The organism is Waddlia chondrophila WSU 86-1044, from assembly GCF_000092785.1.
Lineage (GTDB): Bacteria > Chlamydiota > Chlamydiia > Chlamydiales > Waddliaceae > Waddlia > Waddlia chondrophila.
In genome coordinates this window covers 628,694-646,840 of the sequence record NC_014225.1, presented here as the reverse complement: position 1 = coordinate 646,840, position 18,147 = coordinate 628,694, and the positions used below count along the sequence as shown (strand labels likewise).

The 18,147-nt window shown below is 43.0% G+C and carries 14 protein-coding genes and 2 tRNA genes; 2 read left to right on the top strand and 14 right to left on the bottom strand.

Translation table 11 applies throughout. The features are described from left to right. The first annotated feature begins 55 nt into the window (after nt 1-55). The gene (locus WCW_RS02845) at nt 56-1,447 is read left to right on the top strand and encodes an Npt1/Npt2 family nucleotide transporter (RefSeq protein WP_013181688.1); all 1,392 of its coding nucleotides are present in this window, start codon (nt 56-58) and stop codon (nt 1,445-1,447) included. Here the strand turns inward: WCW_RS02845 and WCW_RS02840 are convergent. From WCW_RS02840 to infA, 13 genes are all read right to left on the bottom strand, one after another. Beyond that, entirely contained in the window at nt 1,444-3,009 is a 1,566-nt protein-coding gene (locus tag WCW_RS02840; protein ID WP_013181687.1) for a hypothetical protein, read from the bottom strand. The genes WCW_RS02845 and WCW_RS02840 overlap by 4 nt on opposite strands. Nucleotides 3,010-3,301: 292 nt before the next feature. Next, complete coding sequence (rpoC, locus tag WCW_RS02835) at nt 3,302-7,465, bottom strand: DNA-directed RNA polymerase subunit beta' (protein WP_013181686.1); 4,164 nt, start codon at nt 7,463-7,465, stop codon at nt 3,302-3,304. A gap of 22 nt (nt 7,466-7,487) precedes the next feature. Beyond that, nucleotides 7,488-11,258, bottom strand: coding sequence for a DNA-directed RNA polymerase subunit beta (gene rpoB / locus WCW_RS02830; protein ID WP_013181685.1), 3,771 nt, complete (start codon nt 11,256-11,258; stop codon nt 7,488-7,490). Between the two features lie 255 nt (nt 11,259-11,513). Next, nucleotides 11,514-11,906 (bottom strand): 50S ribosomal protein L7/L12, encoded by a 393-nt coding sequence (rplL, locus tag WCW_RS02825; protein ID WP_013181684.1) that lies wholly within the window; start codon nt 11,904-11,906, stop codon nt 11,514-11,516. Between the two features lie 29 nt (nt 11,907-11,935). After that, complete coding sequence (rplJ, locus tag WCW_RS02820) at nt 11,936-12,460, bottom strand: 50S ribosomal protein L10 (RefSeq protein ID WP_013181683.1); 525 nt, start codon at nt 12,458-12,460, stop codon at nt 11,936-11,938. Between the two features lie 14 nt (nt 12,461-12,474). Then, nucleotides 12,475-13,173 carry a 50S ribosomal protein L1 gene (rplA, locus tag WCW_RS02815; RefSeq protein ID WP_013181682.1) on the bottom strand — a complete coding sequence of 233 codons (699 nt, stop codon included), beginning with the start codon at nt 13,171-13,173 and terminating at the stop codon, nt 12,475-12,477. 8 nt (nt 13,174-13,181) lie between these two features. Continuing rightward, nucleotides 13,182-13,607, bottom strand: coding sequence for a 50S ribosomal protein L11 (gene rplK, locus WCW_RS02810; protein WP_013181681.1), 426 nt, complete (start codon nt 13,605-13,607; stop codon nt 13,182-13,184). Nucleotides 13,608-13,624: 17 nt separating this feature from the next. Then, nucleotides 13,625-14,167: a transcription termination/antitermination protein NusG gene (gene nusG, locus WCW_RS02805; RefSeq protein WP_013181680.1), complete on the bottom strand. Its 543-nt coding sequence runs from the start codon at nt 14,165-14,167 to the stop codon at nt 13,625-13,627. Nucleotides 14,168-14,189: 22 nt separating this feature from the next. Then, complete coding sequence (gene secE / locus WCW_RS02800; RefSeq protein WP_013181679.1) at nt 14,190-14,468, bottom strand: preprotein translocase subunit SecE; 279 nt, start codon at nt 14,466-14,468, stop codon at nt 14,190-14,192. Nucleotides 14,469-14,497: 29 nt separating this feature from the next. Continuing rightward, nucleotides 14,498-14,570: transfer RNA gene (locus tag WCW_RS02795), tRNA-Trp, on the bottom strand. A gap of 49 nt (nt 14,571-14,619) precedes the next feature. After that, nucleotides 14,620-15,804 carry an elongation factor Tu gene (gene tuf, locus WCW_RS02790; RefSeq protein WP_013181678.1) on the bottom strand — a complete coding sequence of 395 codons (1,185 nt, stop codon included), beginning with the start codon at nt 15,802-15,804 and terminating at the stop codon, nt 14,620-14,622. A gap of 46 nt (nt 15,805-15,850) precedes the next feature. Beyond that, a tRNA-Thr gene (locus WCW_RS02785) sits at nt 15,851-15,922 on the bottom strand. Between the two features lie 158 nt (nt 15,923-16,080). Beyond that, the gene (gene infA, locus WCW_RS02780; RefSeq protein WP_013181677.1) at nt 16,081-16,299 is read right to left on the bottom strand and encodes a translation initiation factor IF-1; all 219 of its coding nucleotides are present in this window, start codon (nt 16,297-16,299) and stop codon (nt 16,081-16,083) included. Nucleotides 16,300-16,411: 112 nt separating this feature from the next. Here infA and WCW_RS02775 point away from each other — a divergent pair, with 112 nt between their 5' ends. After that, nucleotides 16,412-16,843, top strand: coding sequence for a SufE family protein (locus WCW_RS02775; protein ID WP_013181676.1), 432 nt, complete (start codon nt 16,412-16,414; stop codon nt 16,841-16,843). Here WCW_RS02775 and WCW_RS02770 read toward each other — a convergent pair. Next, entirely contained in the window at nt 16,840-18,108 is a 1,269-nt protein-coding gene (locus WCW_RS02770) for an amino acid permease (RefSeq protein WP_013181675.1), read from the bottom strand. The two genes, WCW_RS02775 and WCW_RS02770, sit on opposite strands and share 4 nt — an antisense overlap. Nucleotides 18,109-18,147: the final 39 nt, after the last annotated feature.

The following is an 18,147-nucleotide window of genomic DNA, read 5'->3' as shown; positions in this document are numbered from 1 at the left end:
TGCAAAACTTCCTCGAACGATTGATATTTAACAGATTATTTGATAATCTGTTAAAATGCAAAAGTTTAAGAGCCATTATTTTCCGTTAGTATTCGTCTCGTTTTTCTTAGCATTTAATTACTTTATTTTAAAGGCATTAAAAGAAACCTTGCTAGTGACAGCTCCTGATGCAGGAGCTGAAGCGATCCCTTTTGCGAAAATGTGGCTCCTTTTTCCTATAAGTATGGTGTTTCTAGCAGTTTTCACTTGGATGGCAACAAGAATTTCATTTCGGTTTGCTGTTTCATCAATCATCGTATTTTTTCTTTCCTCTTATGCCTTTTTCACCTTTTTCTGCTATCCTTTACGCGAGTCTCTACATTTAAACAGCGTTGCCGATCAAATGCAGCTTATCCTTCCAGCTGGATGGAAAGGATTGATCGCAGTTGTTCGATATTGGAGCTATTCGTTATTTTATGTGACTGCGGAATGCTGGTGCACGATGGTCTATTCGGTTGTCTTCTGGGGGTACGCAAACGCAGTTACAAAATTTCATGATGCAAAAGAGATCTATCCCTTTTTGACATTAGCGGGAACAACAGCCGCTTTGTTTGCCGGACCGATAGCGATCTTTTTGACATCAAGCCGCTTCTCTCACCTCTTTGCCAACCCATTTGATTTTTCTCTTTACACTCTCACCACTCTTGTTCTTTTCTGCGGAATCGCTGCATTGATCATTTTCCTCAAGTACTGCCCTTCAGTACCGTCTAAAGAAACCGAGGCTAAAGAGAAGAAACATTTTCTTAAAACATTTATTGGAGTATTCAAATCACGCTATTTGATGATTTTAGCGTCGATAGGACTCACTTACAACCTTGTGATTAACTTGTCAGATGTTGTTTGGAAAAATGAAGTTCTAAAGCTTTATCCAGATCCGCAAGATTTTACATCCTATTTGAGCTACGTCACGCTTGTCACAGGTTTGATTTCGACAGTTTTTACCCTTTTCATCTGCCGTCCTTTTTTAAAACATTGCGGATGGACAAAAACAGCCTTGTTAACGCCTCTTGTCACATTAGCAACAGCTGCGGTGTTTTTTACAGCGTTATTTTTTTCTGAAAGAGATCCGGTGGTTATTCCTCTTTCAACAGTAGCTTTCCTAGGTTCCTTACACATCTGTCTCAGCTGTGGAGGAAAATACACGCTATTTGAACCGACCAAAGAGCTCGCATTTACCCCTTTGTCTCAGTCAGAAAAGATCCATGGCAAAGCGGCAATCGACGGCGTGGGCGCGCGAGTGGGAAAAACGGGAAGCTCGATGATCTACCAAGCACTGCTGATCGGGCTTCCAACCGTGTCTGCTTGCGCACCTGTTGTAGGAATACTGGTGATTATTGGAATCAGCCTTTGCATCCGCTGTGTTTTTCTTTTGGGAAAAAAAGTCGATCAGCAACTCGCAAAAACTTAATCCGCATAAGGGTCAGATTCTCCCACCTTTTTTGGCCAACGAACTCCAGATGCTAAGGTAGCAATAAAGTTAGAGGCTTCATCTCTTCCCGAAACAGTTTTCTCCAAATTCTCCATACGACTGCCAAATTTTTCCAGTTCATCAGCACTTAAATGTAACGCAGCAGCTAAATACAAAGCAGATGCGAAATTCCTACTGTACGTATCTGGCGGCTTAATTCCTTTTTCTTTAAAGATCAAATCTTCATAATTTTTCTTTAATTGATCGAAATTTTTAGCATATTTACTATACAATTCCTGATAATTCATTTCATTTTTCAAAAAATTTTCTAAAAATTTTTTTGCACTCAATTGAAACCTAGGGTCTTCAACAAGAACTTTAATATACTGGAATTGTTTACGTTCACTGTCTCGTATATTGCTATTTTTTAAAGAGATCATAATGCCGAGGTTTTCAAATGCTTTCTTATATAAATCAGAGCAAAAATTTAACTGCTCAGGTAAACCCTCCAACCATTTTCCTTCATTGCTCTGAACAGGAACTCCAACAATCCTCTTTTCAATGATCTGATTCAGAAAAACATCATAAAAAGGATACTCGTTACGCCTTTTAAATTTTGAAATACTTCTTTGATCATCTGATCTTTTTTCTGGTAGCTTTTCGATCTGTTTTCTAATATATTCCAATTCTTTTTCTGCATCCTTCTTAGCTTCTGCAGAAGAAGCTGTCTTAACTGCATTTTCTTTTTTTTCTAAGATTTTCTGATAATCAGATTTACATAAAATTCCATGTTCTTTATCTATTGCATCATAGCATTCTTCTTTGAACGCCTCGTATGCTTCTTTCATCTCTGGAGATTCTTCGAACAACTTTTTCGCCCCTTCCTGATCTTTATAAGGAGTCATTAATGCAAGCAAATAATCTTTCATTTTTTGTTGCCAATTTTCCTCTTCCTTTTGATTGCCTATCAATTGGTTCCTTCCAATGTGAATATCAAATTCTTCAAGTTTCGAAAAATTATGTTCGGCTTCCTTTTTAGCTAAATAATGACTAAAGCCTTTTAGATCGGATTCCTCTTGATTTTGATTAACCATTTGAAGATAGGAGGAATAGAGAGCAGAAAGTTTTGGGCTTGCATGTAATACTTTAGGTGAAACTTCAGCTATATCTTTAAGAAAATCTGATAAACTTTCTTCTCTTTGGGAGACTTCTGTGAGAGTAGCCGTCCCCAATACAGCAACCTGCTGCATGATTTTTTTTTGTTTCTTTACATTGGCCTTTTCTTGTATTTTTCCTGAAAGGTCGATAGTTTTCTTACAGATTTGCCGTATCTGTATTAAATCGTTAATACTCAAATTTTTTAGCATATCGGGACTAACCCATCCTTTTCCTTTAAAAAAAAAACCTAACTGAGTAAAAAAACGCCCTGCATGATTAGCTTTTGACATCACTAAGATAACATCAGAAATTTTAACCCCTTTATCTATCTCACAATCCATCATCTCTTGATAACTTAATTGATCAAAATTTCTTTCTCCTCCAAAAATTGAATTAACTGTCATTTCCCACCTCATTTAACAAAAACACCCTTAAAAAATTATAATTTATTAATTAAATTAAATCAATCTATTGAATATTTGACATTTCTTATTGTATTGAATTTGAACCAGGCAAAGCCGAAGCTGTTGCAGCGCGAGCCTGAATAGGCCTCAAAATTAGAAGCTGCCGACGACGTCAAAAACCGATTTTTGAAGTTGATTCCATATATAGTGAAATAAATTCAAAATCTGAGGGATTCAGTATGGAAAAAAGGCGAGGTTGTAGAACCTCGCCTTTAATAAAGAAGCATTCCAATTAATTTGGAACACTTTCAAAATCGAAGACTAACTCTTCGATCAATTCACGATCGACAAATTTTTTGACACGCTTGTGTTTCTCAAAACCAGTACCACCAGGGATAACATGCCCCATGATCACGTTTTCTTTAAAACCAAGCAGATAGTCGGTTTTTCCTGCACACGCAGCTTCAGTCAACACACGTGTCGTATCCTGGAATGAAGCAGCAGAAATAAACGAATCCGTGCTTAACGAAGACTTGGTAATTCCTAAAAGGACAGGAGCTGCCTGTGCAGCCTTTCCACCATCGGCAACTGTTTTCAAGTTTTCAAGCTCAAATTCTTTTTTATCCACTTCCTCGCCAAACAAAAGTCTTGTATCGCCAGGATCAACAACACGCACTTTTTTCAACATCTGTCTGATGATGATCTCAACATGCTTATCGTTGATGTCGACTCCCTGCAGACGGTAAACCTCCTGCACCTGATTAACCAGATATTTCTGCAACTCGCGAACACCGCAAATTTCAAGGATCTCATGGGGGATCACAACACCATCTGTCAATTGCTGCCCTTTAACAACATGATCTCCTTTTTGCACAATCAAATGCTTGTTGTGAGGAATCAGATGTTCCTCTTCCATTCCCGAAACTTCATCTCTGACAACGACAATCCGCTTATTCTTCTGAACACCACGAAAATCAACAGTTCCGTCAATCTTCGCAATCTCAGCAGAATCTTTCGGCTTGCGAGCCTCAAACAGCTCTGCTACCCGAGGCAGACCGCCAGTAATGTCTTTCGTCTTCATCGCTCCGCGAGGCAGACGTGCAAGCATCGTTCCAGCTTTTGCATACTGACCTTCTTCAACAGAAATGATTGCCCCCGAAGGGATCGGATAGGTACCGACAAGCTCCTTGCACTCTTCATCAGCATAGACAGTAATCTGAGGGTGAAGCTCTCCGCGATGCTGTTTGACGACAAGCTCTACCTGTCCAGTTTGTTTATTCACTTCCCTTTCTGTCGAAATCCCTTCAACAAGGTCTTCATACTTCAAGTATCCCGGACGATCGCAGATAATTGGAATGTTATGTTGCTCCCACTGAGCGATCAATTGATCTTTTTTAACGACAGAACCATCTGCGACAAGAATCTTCGTTCCGAGCTCAATTGTAAATGTTTGCAGCGGTTCGATCGATTTCGTCGACAAGAGCTTCTTATACTCTTCAAGAGAACGCCCCTCGTCCGGTACGATATTAAGAGTTCCGTTCTTGTTCAAAGTCACCCACTGTCCTTCTTCATTCAGAACCGTGCGCAAATCTTGATAGACCAGAATTCCTTCATACTCTGTTTCAAGGTGAGGGCTAGAGGAAGCAGATGCGATCCCCCCGAGGTGGAAGGTTCTCATCGTCAACTGAGTTCCCGGTTCACCAATCGACTGAGCAGCAATAATACCGACTGCCTCTCCCTGGCTAATCAATTTACCGTTCGCCAAGTTCGTTCCATAGCACTTTTGACAAACACCGCGACGTGTCTCACAAGTCAATACAGAACGGATCTTCACCGTTTCAATCCCTGAGTCGTCTATGCTTTCTGCTTGCACAAGAGTCAGTACATCGCCAGTTTTAGCTAAAATTTTCGTTGAATCGCCTGGAAGAAGAATATCTTCACAAACAGTGCGGCCATAAATACGGTCTTTCAACGGAAGCAGCTCCTCTTGCCCCTGCTTGATCGCAGAAACTTCAATTCCATTCAACGTTCCGCAATCATCTTCGGTGATGATCACATCTTGAGACACATCGACAAGACGACGAGTCAAATATCCGGAATCCGCTGTTTTCAAAGCAGTATCCGCAAGACCTTTACGCGCACCGTGAGAAGAGATCGAAAATTCCAGAACAGACAACCCTTCACGGAAGTTAGATGTAATCGGAGATTCAATAATTTCTCCAGAAGGCTTAGCCATCAATCCACGCAAAGCTCCCAGCTGTCTAGCTTGAGATTTATTTCCTCGAGCACCGGAATCCATCATCAAATAGATCGGATTGCGCGTACCATCGCGGACATCAGTCAACATTTCGAAAAGTTCATCAGACAGCACTTCTTGAACTTCTGTCCAAATGCTAATGGTTTTTGATTTCCGCTCACCATCAGTGATGATCCCGTCTTCGTATTGCTTCTTAATCACAGCAACTTTTTCGTGGGCTTCATCAATAATTTTCTGCTTCTTATCCGGTACACAAACATCTGAAACCCCCATGGAAAGTGCAGCACGAGTCGCTTCTCTAAAGCCAAGGTTTTTCAAATTGTCTAAAAATTGAACAGTGCGTTCAAGCCCAACCTTCTTATAGCAAGTCTGAATCAGCTGTCCGACTTTCTGTTTTGGAAGACTGTAGTTCTGAAAGCCCAACTCTTCTGGCACAATCGTATTGAAAACAACACGCCCTGGAGTTGTTTTGATGATCCCGTCTTTGGTTCTTAGCTTAATCTCTTCATGGATGCGGATGCCCCGATTATAGAACAGGTGCTCCTCCCCTTTTTCCTCTTCGTACCATGAATAAGAACCGCTGGCATGCAATGCCAATAAAACCTCTTCAGCATTACTAAAGACGCGTGTTTTCTTTCCATGTTCCTGCGGGAAATACATCGGATCGCACATGAGGTAATACAATCCCAGGGTCATATCCTGAGAAGGAATCGCCACCGGCTTTCCTGAAGAGGGCAAGAAGATATTATCCGGCGCCATCATCAGAAGCTTTGCTTCTAACTGTGCTTCTACAGATAATGGGACGTAAACAGCCATTTGGTCACCGTCAAAGTCGGCGTTAAATGCCGCACAGACTAACGGATGGATACGGATCGCCTTACCTTCGATAAGTACCGGCTCAAACGCTTGAATTCCCAATCTGTGCAACGTCGGCGCACGGTTGAGAAGAACCGGATGCCCTTTGATGATTTCATCGAGAACATCCCAAACTTCTGTCGATTGCCTTTGGATCATCTTTTTAGCTGACCGAATGGTATAGACATAGCCAAGATCCTTCAAACGCTTCACAATAAACGGTTCAAACAATTCAAGCGCCATTAACTTTGGAAGACCACACTGATTGAATTTCAATTCAGGTCCTACAATAATCACAGAGCGCCCGGAATAGTCGACACGTTTACCAAGGAGATTTTGACGGAAACGTCCCTGTTTCCCCTTCAACATTTCAGATAAAGATTTCAAAGGACGATTTCCTGCACCCATGACAGGATGACCATGGCGTCCGTTGTCAAAAAGAGCGTCGACAGCTTCTTGAAGCATTCTCTTTTCGTTACGGACAATCACTTCCGGTGTTTTGAGTTTGAGAATTGCCTTCAGACGATTGTTTCGGTTGATCACCCGACGGTATAAGTCATTCAAATCCGAAGTTGCAAATCTTCCGCCATCTAACGGCACAAGAGGCCTTAGCTCTGGAGGAATAACCGGAACACAAGACATCACCATTGACTCAGGCTTGTTACCTGAAGTCACAAAGCTCTCAACAATTTTCAAACGCTTGGCAAGCTTCATGCGTGCTTGCTGCGATTTTGTGCGACGAAGCTTTTCCTTTAAATCGATCAGCAGAAGTTGAAGATCTTCTGTGGCAAGCAGTTCATAGACTGCTTCACCTCCCATACGAGCGGCAAACGCGTCCCTTCCCCACTTCTCTTGAGCTTCCCGATATTCTACATCGTTCAGAAGCTGTTTTTTCTCAAGTTCAGTGTGCCCTGGATCCGTCACGACATATTCTTCATAGTAGATAACTCTTTCCAGATCAGTCGTTGACATTCCAAGGACGTTGCCGATACGGGAAGGCATTGTTTTGAAAAACCAAATGTGGACGACCGGCACTGCAAGATCAATGTGGGCCATTCTTTCACGCCGAACTTTTGAAAGCGTCACTTCTACGCCGCAACGATCACAAACAATCCCTTTATGCTTAATCTTTTTGTATTTCCCGCAAGCGCATTCCCAATCACGAGTCGGTCCAAAAATCTTTTCGCAAAATAGCCCGCCTTTCTCAGGTTTGAACGTACGGTAATTAATCGTTTCAGGCTTTTTAATCTCCCCATGGGACCAGTCGCCTCGGATCACATCATCAGCTGCAATCTGAATGGTGAGCTTATCAAATTCCTGCTGTTGTTCACTTAAGTCTGCCATTTATTTCACAACTCCTATAAGACTAAAATTCTGATTCCTCAACTGATTCTGTGCGCACATCAAGGCACAATCCCTGCATCTCTTTAATCAATACATTAAAGGATTCAGGTGTTCCACTGCGCAGAACATTTTCCCCTTTGACAATTGATTCATAGATACGGGTACGACCTGTTACGTCATCAGATTTTACAGTCAATAATTCCTGTAACAAGTGTGCGGCGCCATAAGCTTCGGCAGCCCACACTTCCATTTCCCCGAAACGCTGTCCACCCATTTGTGCTTTACCACCAAGCGGCTGTTGGGTAACAAGCGAATATGGCCCCACAGCACGCGCGTGAATTTTATCAGCAACGAGGTGGCTTAATTTAAGCATGTAAATGTATCCGACAACAACGGTGTTGTCGAAACGGTTTCCAGTCCGTCCGTCCTGCAAGAAAAACTTGCCGTTTTCCGGAAGTCCTTGCTCTTTCATCATCTTCCAGATCTCCTCTTCAGGAAATCCTTCAAACACAGGAGTCTTAATTTTAATCCCTTTTAATTTGGCGGCAAAGCCAAGATGGGTTTCAAACAGCTGACCCATGTTCATACGTGAAGGCACCCCAAGCGGGTTGAGGATCATCTCGACAGTTTGGCCGCTTTCAAGAAAAGGCATGTCTGCTTCCGGAACGATATTGGAGACAACCCCTTTATTTCCGTGGCGGCCTGCCATCTTATCACCAACTTGCAGCTTGCGTTTGGATGCGACGTAAACCTTCACTTGGCGGATCACTCCAGCCTCAAGATCGGTATCCCCTTTCTTGAGATGCTCAAGCTGAGTTTTAAAGTGCGTTTCCAACGTCTGCAGCTTAACATCATAATCATGAAGCACCTGCTTGAGCGTTTGGTAAACCTGATTTTCCGGCATGATGAGATCATCGACGTTGTAATCTTCAAACGTTTCAATCACATCTTGAGTTAAGAGCACTCCCTCTTCAAGCACAATTTCCGCTGTTTTACGATGAACAATGGTGCCTGGAGCTTTATCATTCAACAAAAGAGCTCCCAAACGTTCATGACGCTCCATCTTCAGCTCGCTGCGCTTCTGCTTATACTCTCTTTGCAAATCCTTTAGACGGGAAGCTTCTTCGACTAACTCCTCATCCGTTTTGGAGAGTCTGTCGCGGCGGCTGAATACTTTGACATCCATCACAACCCCTTCAGTCCCCGGAGGAACGACAAGCGAGGCATCTTTTACATCAGCAGCTTTTTCTCCGAAAATTGCCCTAAGCAAACGCTCTTCCGGAGCAAGCTCGGTTTCCGATTTAGGCGTGATTTTACCGACGAGGATATCGCCCGGCTTCACTTCGGCTCCGATTCGGATAATTCCATCATCGCCTAAGTTAATCAAGGCATCTTCAGAGACATTTGGAATATCTCTGGTAATCTCTTCTTTACCTAGTTTCGTATCGCGCGCTGTCAGCTCGAACTCTTCTACATAAATTGATGTGTAAGCATCTTCCCTAAGAAGCTTCTCCGAGATAATAATCGCATCCTCGTAGTTATATCCCATCCAAGGCATAAACGCTACAAGCACATTGCGCCCAAGAGCAATCTCGCCATTATCGGTAGCAGGACCATCGGCAATCACATCGCCGGACTTAATTTTTTCCCCGACTTTGCACAAAGGCTTTTGGTTGATGCAGGAACCAGAGTTCGACCTCATGAACTTTTTCAGAAGATAAGTTTTCTTCTCCATGGGGTTTTTCTTCGGAGCAATGACAATCTTATTGCCATCGATATACTGAACTGTGCCATCTTCTTCCGCAATCACAACAGCTCCCGAGTCTCTGGCTGCACGCGCTTCCAGCCCCGTTCCAACAATCGGCGCTTCAGGAGCCAATAAAGGTACGCCCTGACGCTGCATGTTTGATCCCATCAACGCACGGTTAGCATCATCGTGTTCAAGAAACGGGATCAACCCTGTGACAATCGAGACAAGCTGCTTAGGGGAAACATCCATATGAGTCACTCTGGATGACTCGATCTCAAGCGGTTCTCCACGGTACCTTGCCCAACAAATTTCATCTTCAAACATGTTGAACTCATCTAATGAAACAGAAGCCTGAGCAATGACGCAGTTCTCTTCCTGATCAGCAGTCATGTATTCGATCTCTTCCGTTACAACCCCATCGCGCACGATTCTATACGGAGTCTCGATGAATCCGAATTCGTTAATCTTCGCAAAAGAAGAAAGAGAGGTGATCAAACCAATGTTCGGACCTTCAGGTGTTTCAATTGGACAAATCCTTCCATAGTGGCTTGTATGCACGTCGCGCACCTCAAAACCGGCACGATCGCGATTGAGGCCTCCCGGCCCAAGAGAGGAAAGACGCCTCTTATGCGTTAATTCCGCAACAGGATTTGTCTGGTCCATAAATTGTGAAAGTTGAGAACGGCCGAAGAAATCTTTCAAGACACCTGAAAGCCCCTTGGCAGACACAATTTTACCGGGAGTAAGCGTATCGGAAGTAAAGTCGAAAAGATTCATCCTTTCGCGAATGATCTTTTCCATGCGCGCCAAGCCGATGCGGCACTGGTTCTGAATCAACTCGCCAACAGAGCGCACGCGCCGATTTCCTAAATGGTCGATATCATCAATATACGCATTTTCATCGCCGGATCGAAGACGGATCAAGTATTTGACAGCGTTAATCACATCATCTTTAGACAAGGTCACAACTTCAAGCACCTCATCATTCACTTCGCATCCAAGTTTGGAGTTAAGCTTATAACGGCCAACTCTTCCAAGATTATACCGTTTGGGATCGAAAAACAGACGCATCATTGCCGAACGGGCATTGGAAAGCGTTGCAGGCTCTCCAGGACGGATTTTCCTATAAAAATCCTTAAGAGCTGTTTCGTATGAGTCCGTCGGGTCCTTTGCCAGCATTTTTATGATCGGACTGGTTTCGTCAGCATCTTCTGCGATTCTGACCATGCTGATATCAGAGTCTGCCATTCTCTTGAGCATCGCTGTTGTCAATTTCTCGCCAGCCTTGCCAAAAATCAGCCCGCTTTCTTCATCAAGCACATCCTCAGCAAGAATTTTACCAACAAGCTTTTCGAAATCTTTTTCCGACTTAATTTTCATTTTACGAGTGCTAAAGAACTCTTCAATAATATCGGCGTTTGTGGAATACCCCAAAGAACGGATAAATGTCGTTGCCAAAATTTTTCGGCGTCTTTTTTTTCTATCGATATAAATGTGAATCATGTCATTTGTATCGAATGCCCCTTCAAGCCAGCTCCCACGGTATGGGATGATGCGGAAAGAATACAAAATGTTTCCACGTGGATGCCTTTCCTGCTCAAAGCAAATTCCAGGAGAGCGGTGAAGCTGGGAAACGACAACCCTTTCAGCACCGTTGATGATGAAAGTCCCTTTGTCGGTCATGATCGGAATGGTCCCCATATAGACCTCTTCCTCCTTGATACCGGTTTCATCTGTCAGGCGAAATTTAACTTTCAGAGTGACATTGTAGCTGATTCCTCGTCGAATGCACTCATCAGGCGGATATTTTGGCACACCAAGACTGTAAGACAAAAATTCGATGATCGTTTTTTCATCATAAGACTTGATGGGGAAAATTTCGTTGTAAACCTCTTGTAGGCCGATATTATCCCTTTCTTCAGGATATTTATCGATCTGCAGAAATTGATTGAATGATTTAATTTGAATCTCTATGAGATTGGGAAGATCTATAATCTCTTTGCTTTCTTTGAAACTGACACGATTTGGTGGCCGTTGCGTCATAAATGGAGGACTCCCTACTGTAAACCTAAAAAAACTCACAAATATAGCGATCGTGATTCAAAAATTGATTTTTGACATCATCAACTTCGGTTCATCCAAATCCCAGGCATTTTCTCGTCAAATTCCCAATTTTTGAATCACGATCGGTATACACAAGACCAGGCAATAAGAAATATTATTGATATTTCTTAAAGCCTGGGCATAATTTTAGCACTGAAATAATTGAAATTCAACGTTTGCAGCACTAATCAAGAACTAGACTCCCTTTAAGACTGCTTTAGCACCAGCGTCTTCTAGCTTTTTCTTGATCTCTTCCGCTTCCGCTTTAGGAGCAGACTCTTTCAAAACTTTAGGAGCAGACTCAGCCAACTCTTTAGCTTCTTTTAGTCCAAGACCTGTAACTTCGCGGACAATCTTAATCACCGCAATTTTCTTGTCAGCAGGTACTTCTGTTAAAGTCACTTCGAAGTCAGTAGCTTCTTCCTCAGCGGCTTCTCCGCCAGCTGCAGCAGCAACAGGAGCTGCGACAACAGCTGCTGCTGCAGCCTCTACACCCCAGTGCTCTTCTAAAGCTTTTTTCAACTCAGACATCTCAAGAACAGTCAATTTACTGAGTTCTTCTACGAGTTTTTCTGTTTTTGTACTCACTTTTTATTCCTCTCAAAAATAGTTAACTTTTAGTTAGATCCTTCTTCTTTTTTTACCTTGTTATCCAAGCAGTACAAAATGGAACACAAGAGAGCATTCATCGCACCCACTGTTTGCTGCATTGGTGCTGCGAACACACCTAGCAACTGCGCTCGCATTTCATCTTTGCCTGGCAGTTTAGACAAGGTTTCAACATCTTCAGCATTGAGCAGACGCCCATCAAACTGACCGCCAAGAACATTGACGCCGTTATTAGTCGCCTTTCGAAGTTCGAAAACAGCTTTAGTGGCTTGAATAGAGTCTTCACCTGTGAAAACAATTCCAATATGACCAGGAAGCTGATCAAGCTCAAGCTCAATACCTAACTCGTTAGCGGCCTTGATTAAGACTCTCTTTTTGACAATCTCGATACTACCGCCGTGATCGGCTATCTGACGTCTAAAGTCGCTTGTACGATTTGCATCCAGACCTGAATACTGCATGATAACAAAGCTATCATGCCCTTCAATCTGTTCCTTAATTTCGTCAAGGAGAAGTTGCTTTTCTGATCTCATCTTTCACATCTCCCCTATATTGTCTCTACTTTGCGTAGTTCGATTTTGAGGCCTGGACCCATCGTTGAAGAAAGAACCAACGATTTCATGTATTGACCCTTTGAACTAGCGGGTTTTTGCTTCTGAATGGCGTCAATCAACGACTTGATATTCTCTACCAACTGCTGTACAGTGAAAGAGAGCTTACCAACAGCTGCATTGACAACCCCATACCGATCAACTTTAAATTCAATCTTTCCACCTTTCAAATCCTGAATGGCTTTTCCGATCTCATTTGTGACCGTACCAGCTTTTGGGGTGGGCATTAAGCCGCGAGGGCCCAGTATTTTACCCAATTTTCCCACATCCCGCATCAAGTCAGGCGTAGCAACGACGGCGTCAAAATCCGTCCATCCCTTGCCGACTTTTTCAAAGTATTCGTCATCCCCTGCATAATCCGCACCAGCGTCAAGAGCTTCTTGAATCTTGTCGCCTCGAGCGAACACGAGAATACGTGTGGTTTTACCTGTTCCATTCGGTAATGAAACAGTTCCACGTACGTTTTGGTCTGACTTACGGGGGTCCACGCCCAACTTCAACGCAACTTCAATCGATTGATCAAACTTAACCGGAGGAAGTTGTTTTAATAATTCGACGGCTTCTTCTAAAGTGTGTTGTTTTTGCACATCAATAGATTCCGCTATCTCCCGAAAACGTTTACTAAGGCGTCCCATATTATCCTTTATGTTACGAGTTCAATTCCCATTGAACGAGCTGTTCCTAAAACGATATTGACAGCAGCATCAAGATCTCGACAGTTCAGATCCTGCATTTTATCTTTCGCAATCTGTTCCGCCTGCTCTCTTGTGATTTTGCCAACTTTATCCCTATTAGGAACAGCCGATCCTTTTTCAAGCCCCAATGTTTTTTTCAACATCTGAGCCATGGGTGGTTTTTTACAAATAAAAGTGAATGACTTGTCTGAGTAGACAGTAATCACAACAGGAAGAATGTCTCCTGCCATTTGTTGAGTTTTTGCATTAAATTCCTTGCAGAAGGCCATGATGTTCACGCCTGCCGCACCCAATGCGGGTCCGATTGGCGGAGCAGGATTAGCTTTTCCTGCCGGAATTTGCAGTTTGATAAATTTTTCTGCTTTTTTTGCCATTTTCCAAGATTTCCTTTTTATTCGCTCTCTTCAGTGACTTCTTCGACTTGAACAAATTCAAGGTCGTCCACCTGAGTCTCTCTTCCAAAAATCGAGACCTGCACGCTAAGCCTGCCTTTATCCGGCTGCACATCTGTGACTGTACCCACAAAATTCACGAAAACACCATCGATGATCTTCACATTGTCACCGACCTCGAATTGATGCTTCTGGACAACTTTTTCTTTCTTTTCTTCAATATCTTGCAGAATCTCATCGACTTCCTGAGGAGTCAGAGGCGTCGGTTGATCTCCCCCCAAAAATCCGATAACACCTGGAACGTCACAAATATAGCCCCACGATTCATCAGTCAGAGTCATTTTGACCAGCAGATAACCAGGCCACATTCTCTTTTCGACCACCTTCTGCTGCCCCTTTTTAACTTCCGAAATATTCTCCACCGGCAGAAGTACAATATCGATCAAGTCAGTCATGCCTTTTAAGTCGCGCTGCTCTTCAATCGCTTTTTTTACTTTTTTTTCTTGTGCCGACAATACGTGAACGACAAACCAATTATGCATGTAAGTTTATCCTTATCTTTCTCTAGCCGGTAATTAACCTGATAAATCCGTTCAAACCAGCAAGTGCCTGTTGAATGATGACATCGACAAACAAAACCGACATTCCAAAAATAAACGTGAAAGCGACAACAACTTTTGTATACACTTTCAGTTCGTCCTTGTCAGTCCAAGAGATCTTTTTGAACTCTTGCTTCACTTCTCCCAAAAAGTTAAAAGCGCCACTTCCTGCCATAGGCTTGGATTGCGATCTTTTATCATCCATAATCTTAGCACTCACAGTTGCTTTCTCCATTTTTATCATGTTTCCAACCTATGCGGGAAACTTGCTATCGAGTGCGGAGGGATTCGAACCCCCGACCGGCGGCTTTGGAGACCGCTGCTCTACCAGCTGAGCTACACACCCATCTACGCTTCTTTTTCAGAAGCGCAGAAAAAGAGCGACTCTAGAAGTCTTACTCAATAATTTCGGAAACTGTTCCTGCTCCGATTGTACGTCCACCCTCACGGATAGCAAAACGCATCCCTTTCTCCAACGCAACAGGGTAGATCAACTCTACCTCAATTTCCACGTTATCTCCAGGCATGACCATCTCAACACCTTCAGGAAGTTTTACAGTACCTGTTACGTCAGTTGTTCTGATGTAAATTTGAGGTCTGTAGCCTGTAAAGAAAGGCTTGTGGCGTCCACCTTCATCTTTTGTTAAGACGTAGACAGGACCCTTAAATTTCTTATGAGGCTTGCAGGATCCGGGAGCTGCTAAAATCTGACCACGCTGAATCTCGTCTTTGTTCACACCGCGTAAAAGAACTCCAACGTTCTCGCCGGCACGTGCTTCATCAAGAAGCTTATTGAACATTTCAAGACCTGTCGCTACAGATTCTTTCTTATCACCGAATCGGACAATTTCCACTTTATCGTTAAGTTTAATCACTCCACGTTCAACACGACCTGTCGCTACGGTACCACGTCCGGAAATGGAGAAAACATCCTCAACCGGCATTAGGAATGGTTTGTCAACATCACGCTGAGGTTCAGGAACATTATCATCGACAGTGCTCATGAGTTCAAGAATCTTCTCTTCCCACTCTGCATCGCCTTCAAGCGCTTTAAGTGCAGAACCTCGCACGATCGGAGCGTTCTCATAACCTTTTGCTTCAAGCAGCTCTTGCAGCTCAAGTTCAACGAGATCAAGAAGTTCCTGGTCGCCTTCGCCCAGCATATCGCACTTGTTGAGGAACACAACAATTTTTGGCACCTGCATCTGGTGAGCAAGGAGAATGTGCTCGCGAGTTTGCGGCATCGCCCCGTCTGTTGCTGCTACTACAAGAATCGCTCCGTCCATCTGAGCAGCACCTGTAATCATGTTTTTGACATAGTCGGCGTGTCCAGGACAGTCGACGTGAGCATAATGGCGGTTAGGCGTTTCATACTCAACATGAGACGAGTTAATCGTAATCCCACGCGCTTTCTCTTCCGGAGTATTATCGATCTCCTCGAAAGAACGGGCCTTTCCACCCATCTTTTTAGCCAACACATTTGTGATAGCAGCAGTTAATGTCGTTTTACCGTGGTCAACGTGGCCAATCGTTCCGATGTTGACGTGCGGCTTATTTCTTTGAAATGTTTCTTTCGCCATTTAACTTCCTCCGTTAAGGCTCCAGTCTTTTGTTTGTTTTCTTGTTTGCCCAGAATAGGAATTGAACCTACGACCGCTTGCTTACCATGCAAGTGCTCTACCTCTGAGCTATCTGGGCAAGACCATAAAAATCAAGATCTTATAGGATGCTTCCCTAAACAGCCGAAAATTCATCTATTCATCTGCTAAGAGAAACACCCTAAAACTTGAAAGGTTGTAATTGTAGTGTGTTATGCAAAAAAAATCAACAGCAACTGATGAAATTTCTTAAGAAAATTATTTTTGACGATAAATAATCCTAGCTTTGGAGAGATCATAAGGAGACATCTCCACCGTCACTGTGTCTCCTGCCAATACACGGATATTGCGCATTCTCATTTTTCCACATAGATGAGCGGTTACATTCATACCATTTTCCAGTTTCACTTTAAAATGCATATTCGGTAACAATTCTTCAACAATACCATCTAATTTAATTGTATCTTCTTTAGCCATGTACTTTCTTTGAATCCCCCTTGGATCTTTATAGGAATATTTAATCGCATAATTCCATTGTTGTCAATCAACTCTTTGTCTATAATCGTCTTTTAAAAATGAAGATTTTTGTATGTTTGAATCGTGTATCAAAAAACAGCAAAACGTAAAAAAACTTTTCGAATCCTGCCGCTCTAAAGAGGAAATTTATCAAAAAATTATTGAGATCGGGAGATCCTCTCTTGGATTAGAAGCGGAGTATAAGATCCCTGCAAATGAAGTGCAGGGATGTCAAAGTTTAATGCATATGCGGGCATTTCTTAAAAATGGGAAATTATTTTTTGAAGCCGAGTCCGAAGCTCTGATCTCTTCCGGACTGGCGGCCTTGCTTACTCATGTTTACAGTGGGGAGGAACCTATTGTCATTCTCAAATGCCCCCCTGATTACTTGGAAGAGATCGGCGTCAGTTCGAGCTTAAGCCCCAACCGGGCAAATGGCTTGTATCACATTCACCTTCGCATGAAACAAATTGCACTGGAAACCTTTATGGAAGAGGGATCTTAATCAATGATTTCGGAAGGGTTATGAATTTCTAAAGGAATATGGGATTCATAAACAGAAGGCATCCATCCGCCCATTCCCAAGATTTCAATAATCAACGCAGAAATGAAGAAGGCACAAATCACGGCCAAAGCAACTTTACCGCCGGGAAGACGGAATCCGTTTTGATACCCTAGAAGATAACGCCCTTTCCACACCATCAAAACTGGAATGATTCCGTTGAGAATAGAGTCGCCAATCCCGCCTGAAGCATCCATTGCAGTCATAAAAACCCTTTCAAACCGCGTAGCAATAATCAATGTTGGAATGACGATCATCAAAGCAATGATTGTTTTTCCTGTCAAATTTTTTTTGATTTTCAATCCATCGGCCAAGAAATCGAACAGCCCCATTGCTATCCCTAAAAAAGAAGTTGCAATAGCAAAATAGGCAAAAAATTCAGCAATGATAGACACCCATCTTCCGATCACATGCTGGCGTAAAAACTCTGTTGCAGGCAAATTCGCTTGAGATAAGGCTTGTGCCAATCCATTCTCCCCTTCGACGGGAACGATACCAAGAATCATCGCCTGCCAGATGAGATAAATAAACAGGGCAAGCACGGTACCGCCAATGATTGCTGTTCTGAGCGATTTAACGTTTCGTTTTAAATAAGGGGTTAAACTAGGCACCATTGTCTGAAAGCTGAATGCTGTCAGAAGCAAAGGCACAGCGATCAAAGATGTTGACCAGTTCGAATGCAGTAAAAGCGAAGGCTTAATCTCAGAAAAACCGGTGCCCACGAGCATGAAATAAGCAAAAATCATCGCTCCGAACAGCAACGTATTGATACGTCCGACAAACCAGTTCCCGACAAAAATGACGGCTGTTAACAATAGCGTAAATAGCACAGCTCCCCAGTCTTTGGAAATCGGCAGCTGGCAATAAAAGTCGCATGCAGACGCCATCTGCACGCCTCCTCCTGCAGCATAAGCGACTAGAGAAGCATAACAAATAAATAAATACAGAATCCAGGCAACCCGTTTCCCCCAAGGACCTAGAATGCTGGACGTCATGGAGATGATATGCGCTCCTTCAGGCATCCAAAGGCTCACTTCCATCAACAGCAAGGCTGTTGTAGTCATTGCCAACCAGCAGATCGCCATGATTGCCAAAGAAGGGAAAAAACCACTGATTCCGGTAGCAATTGGCAACGCCAGCATACCGCCGCCGATACAGGTGCCTGCGACAAGGAAAATTGCAGATAATGTACTTTTTTTATGCTCCACTAAAACTCTCCGCTAATAATGCGTGCATTATGATAGCAT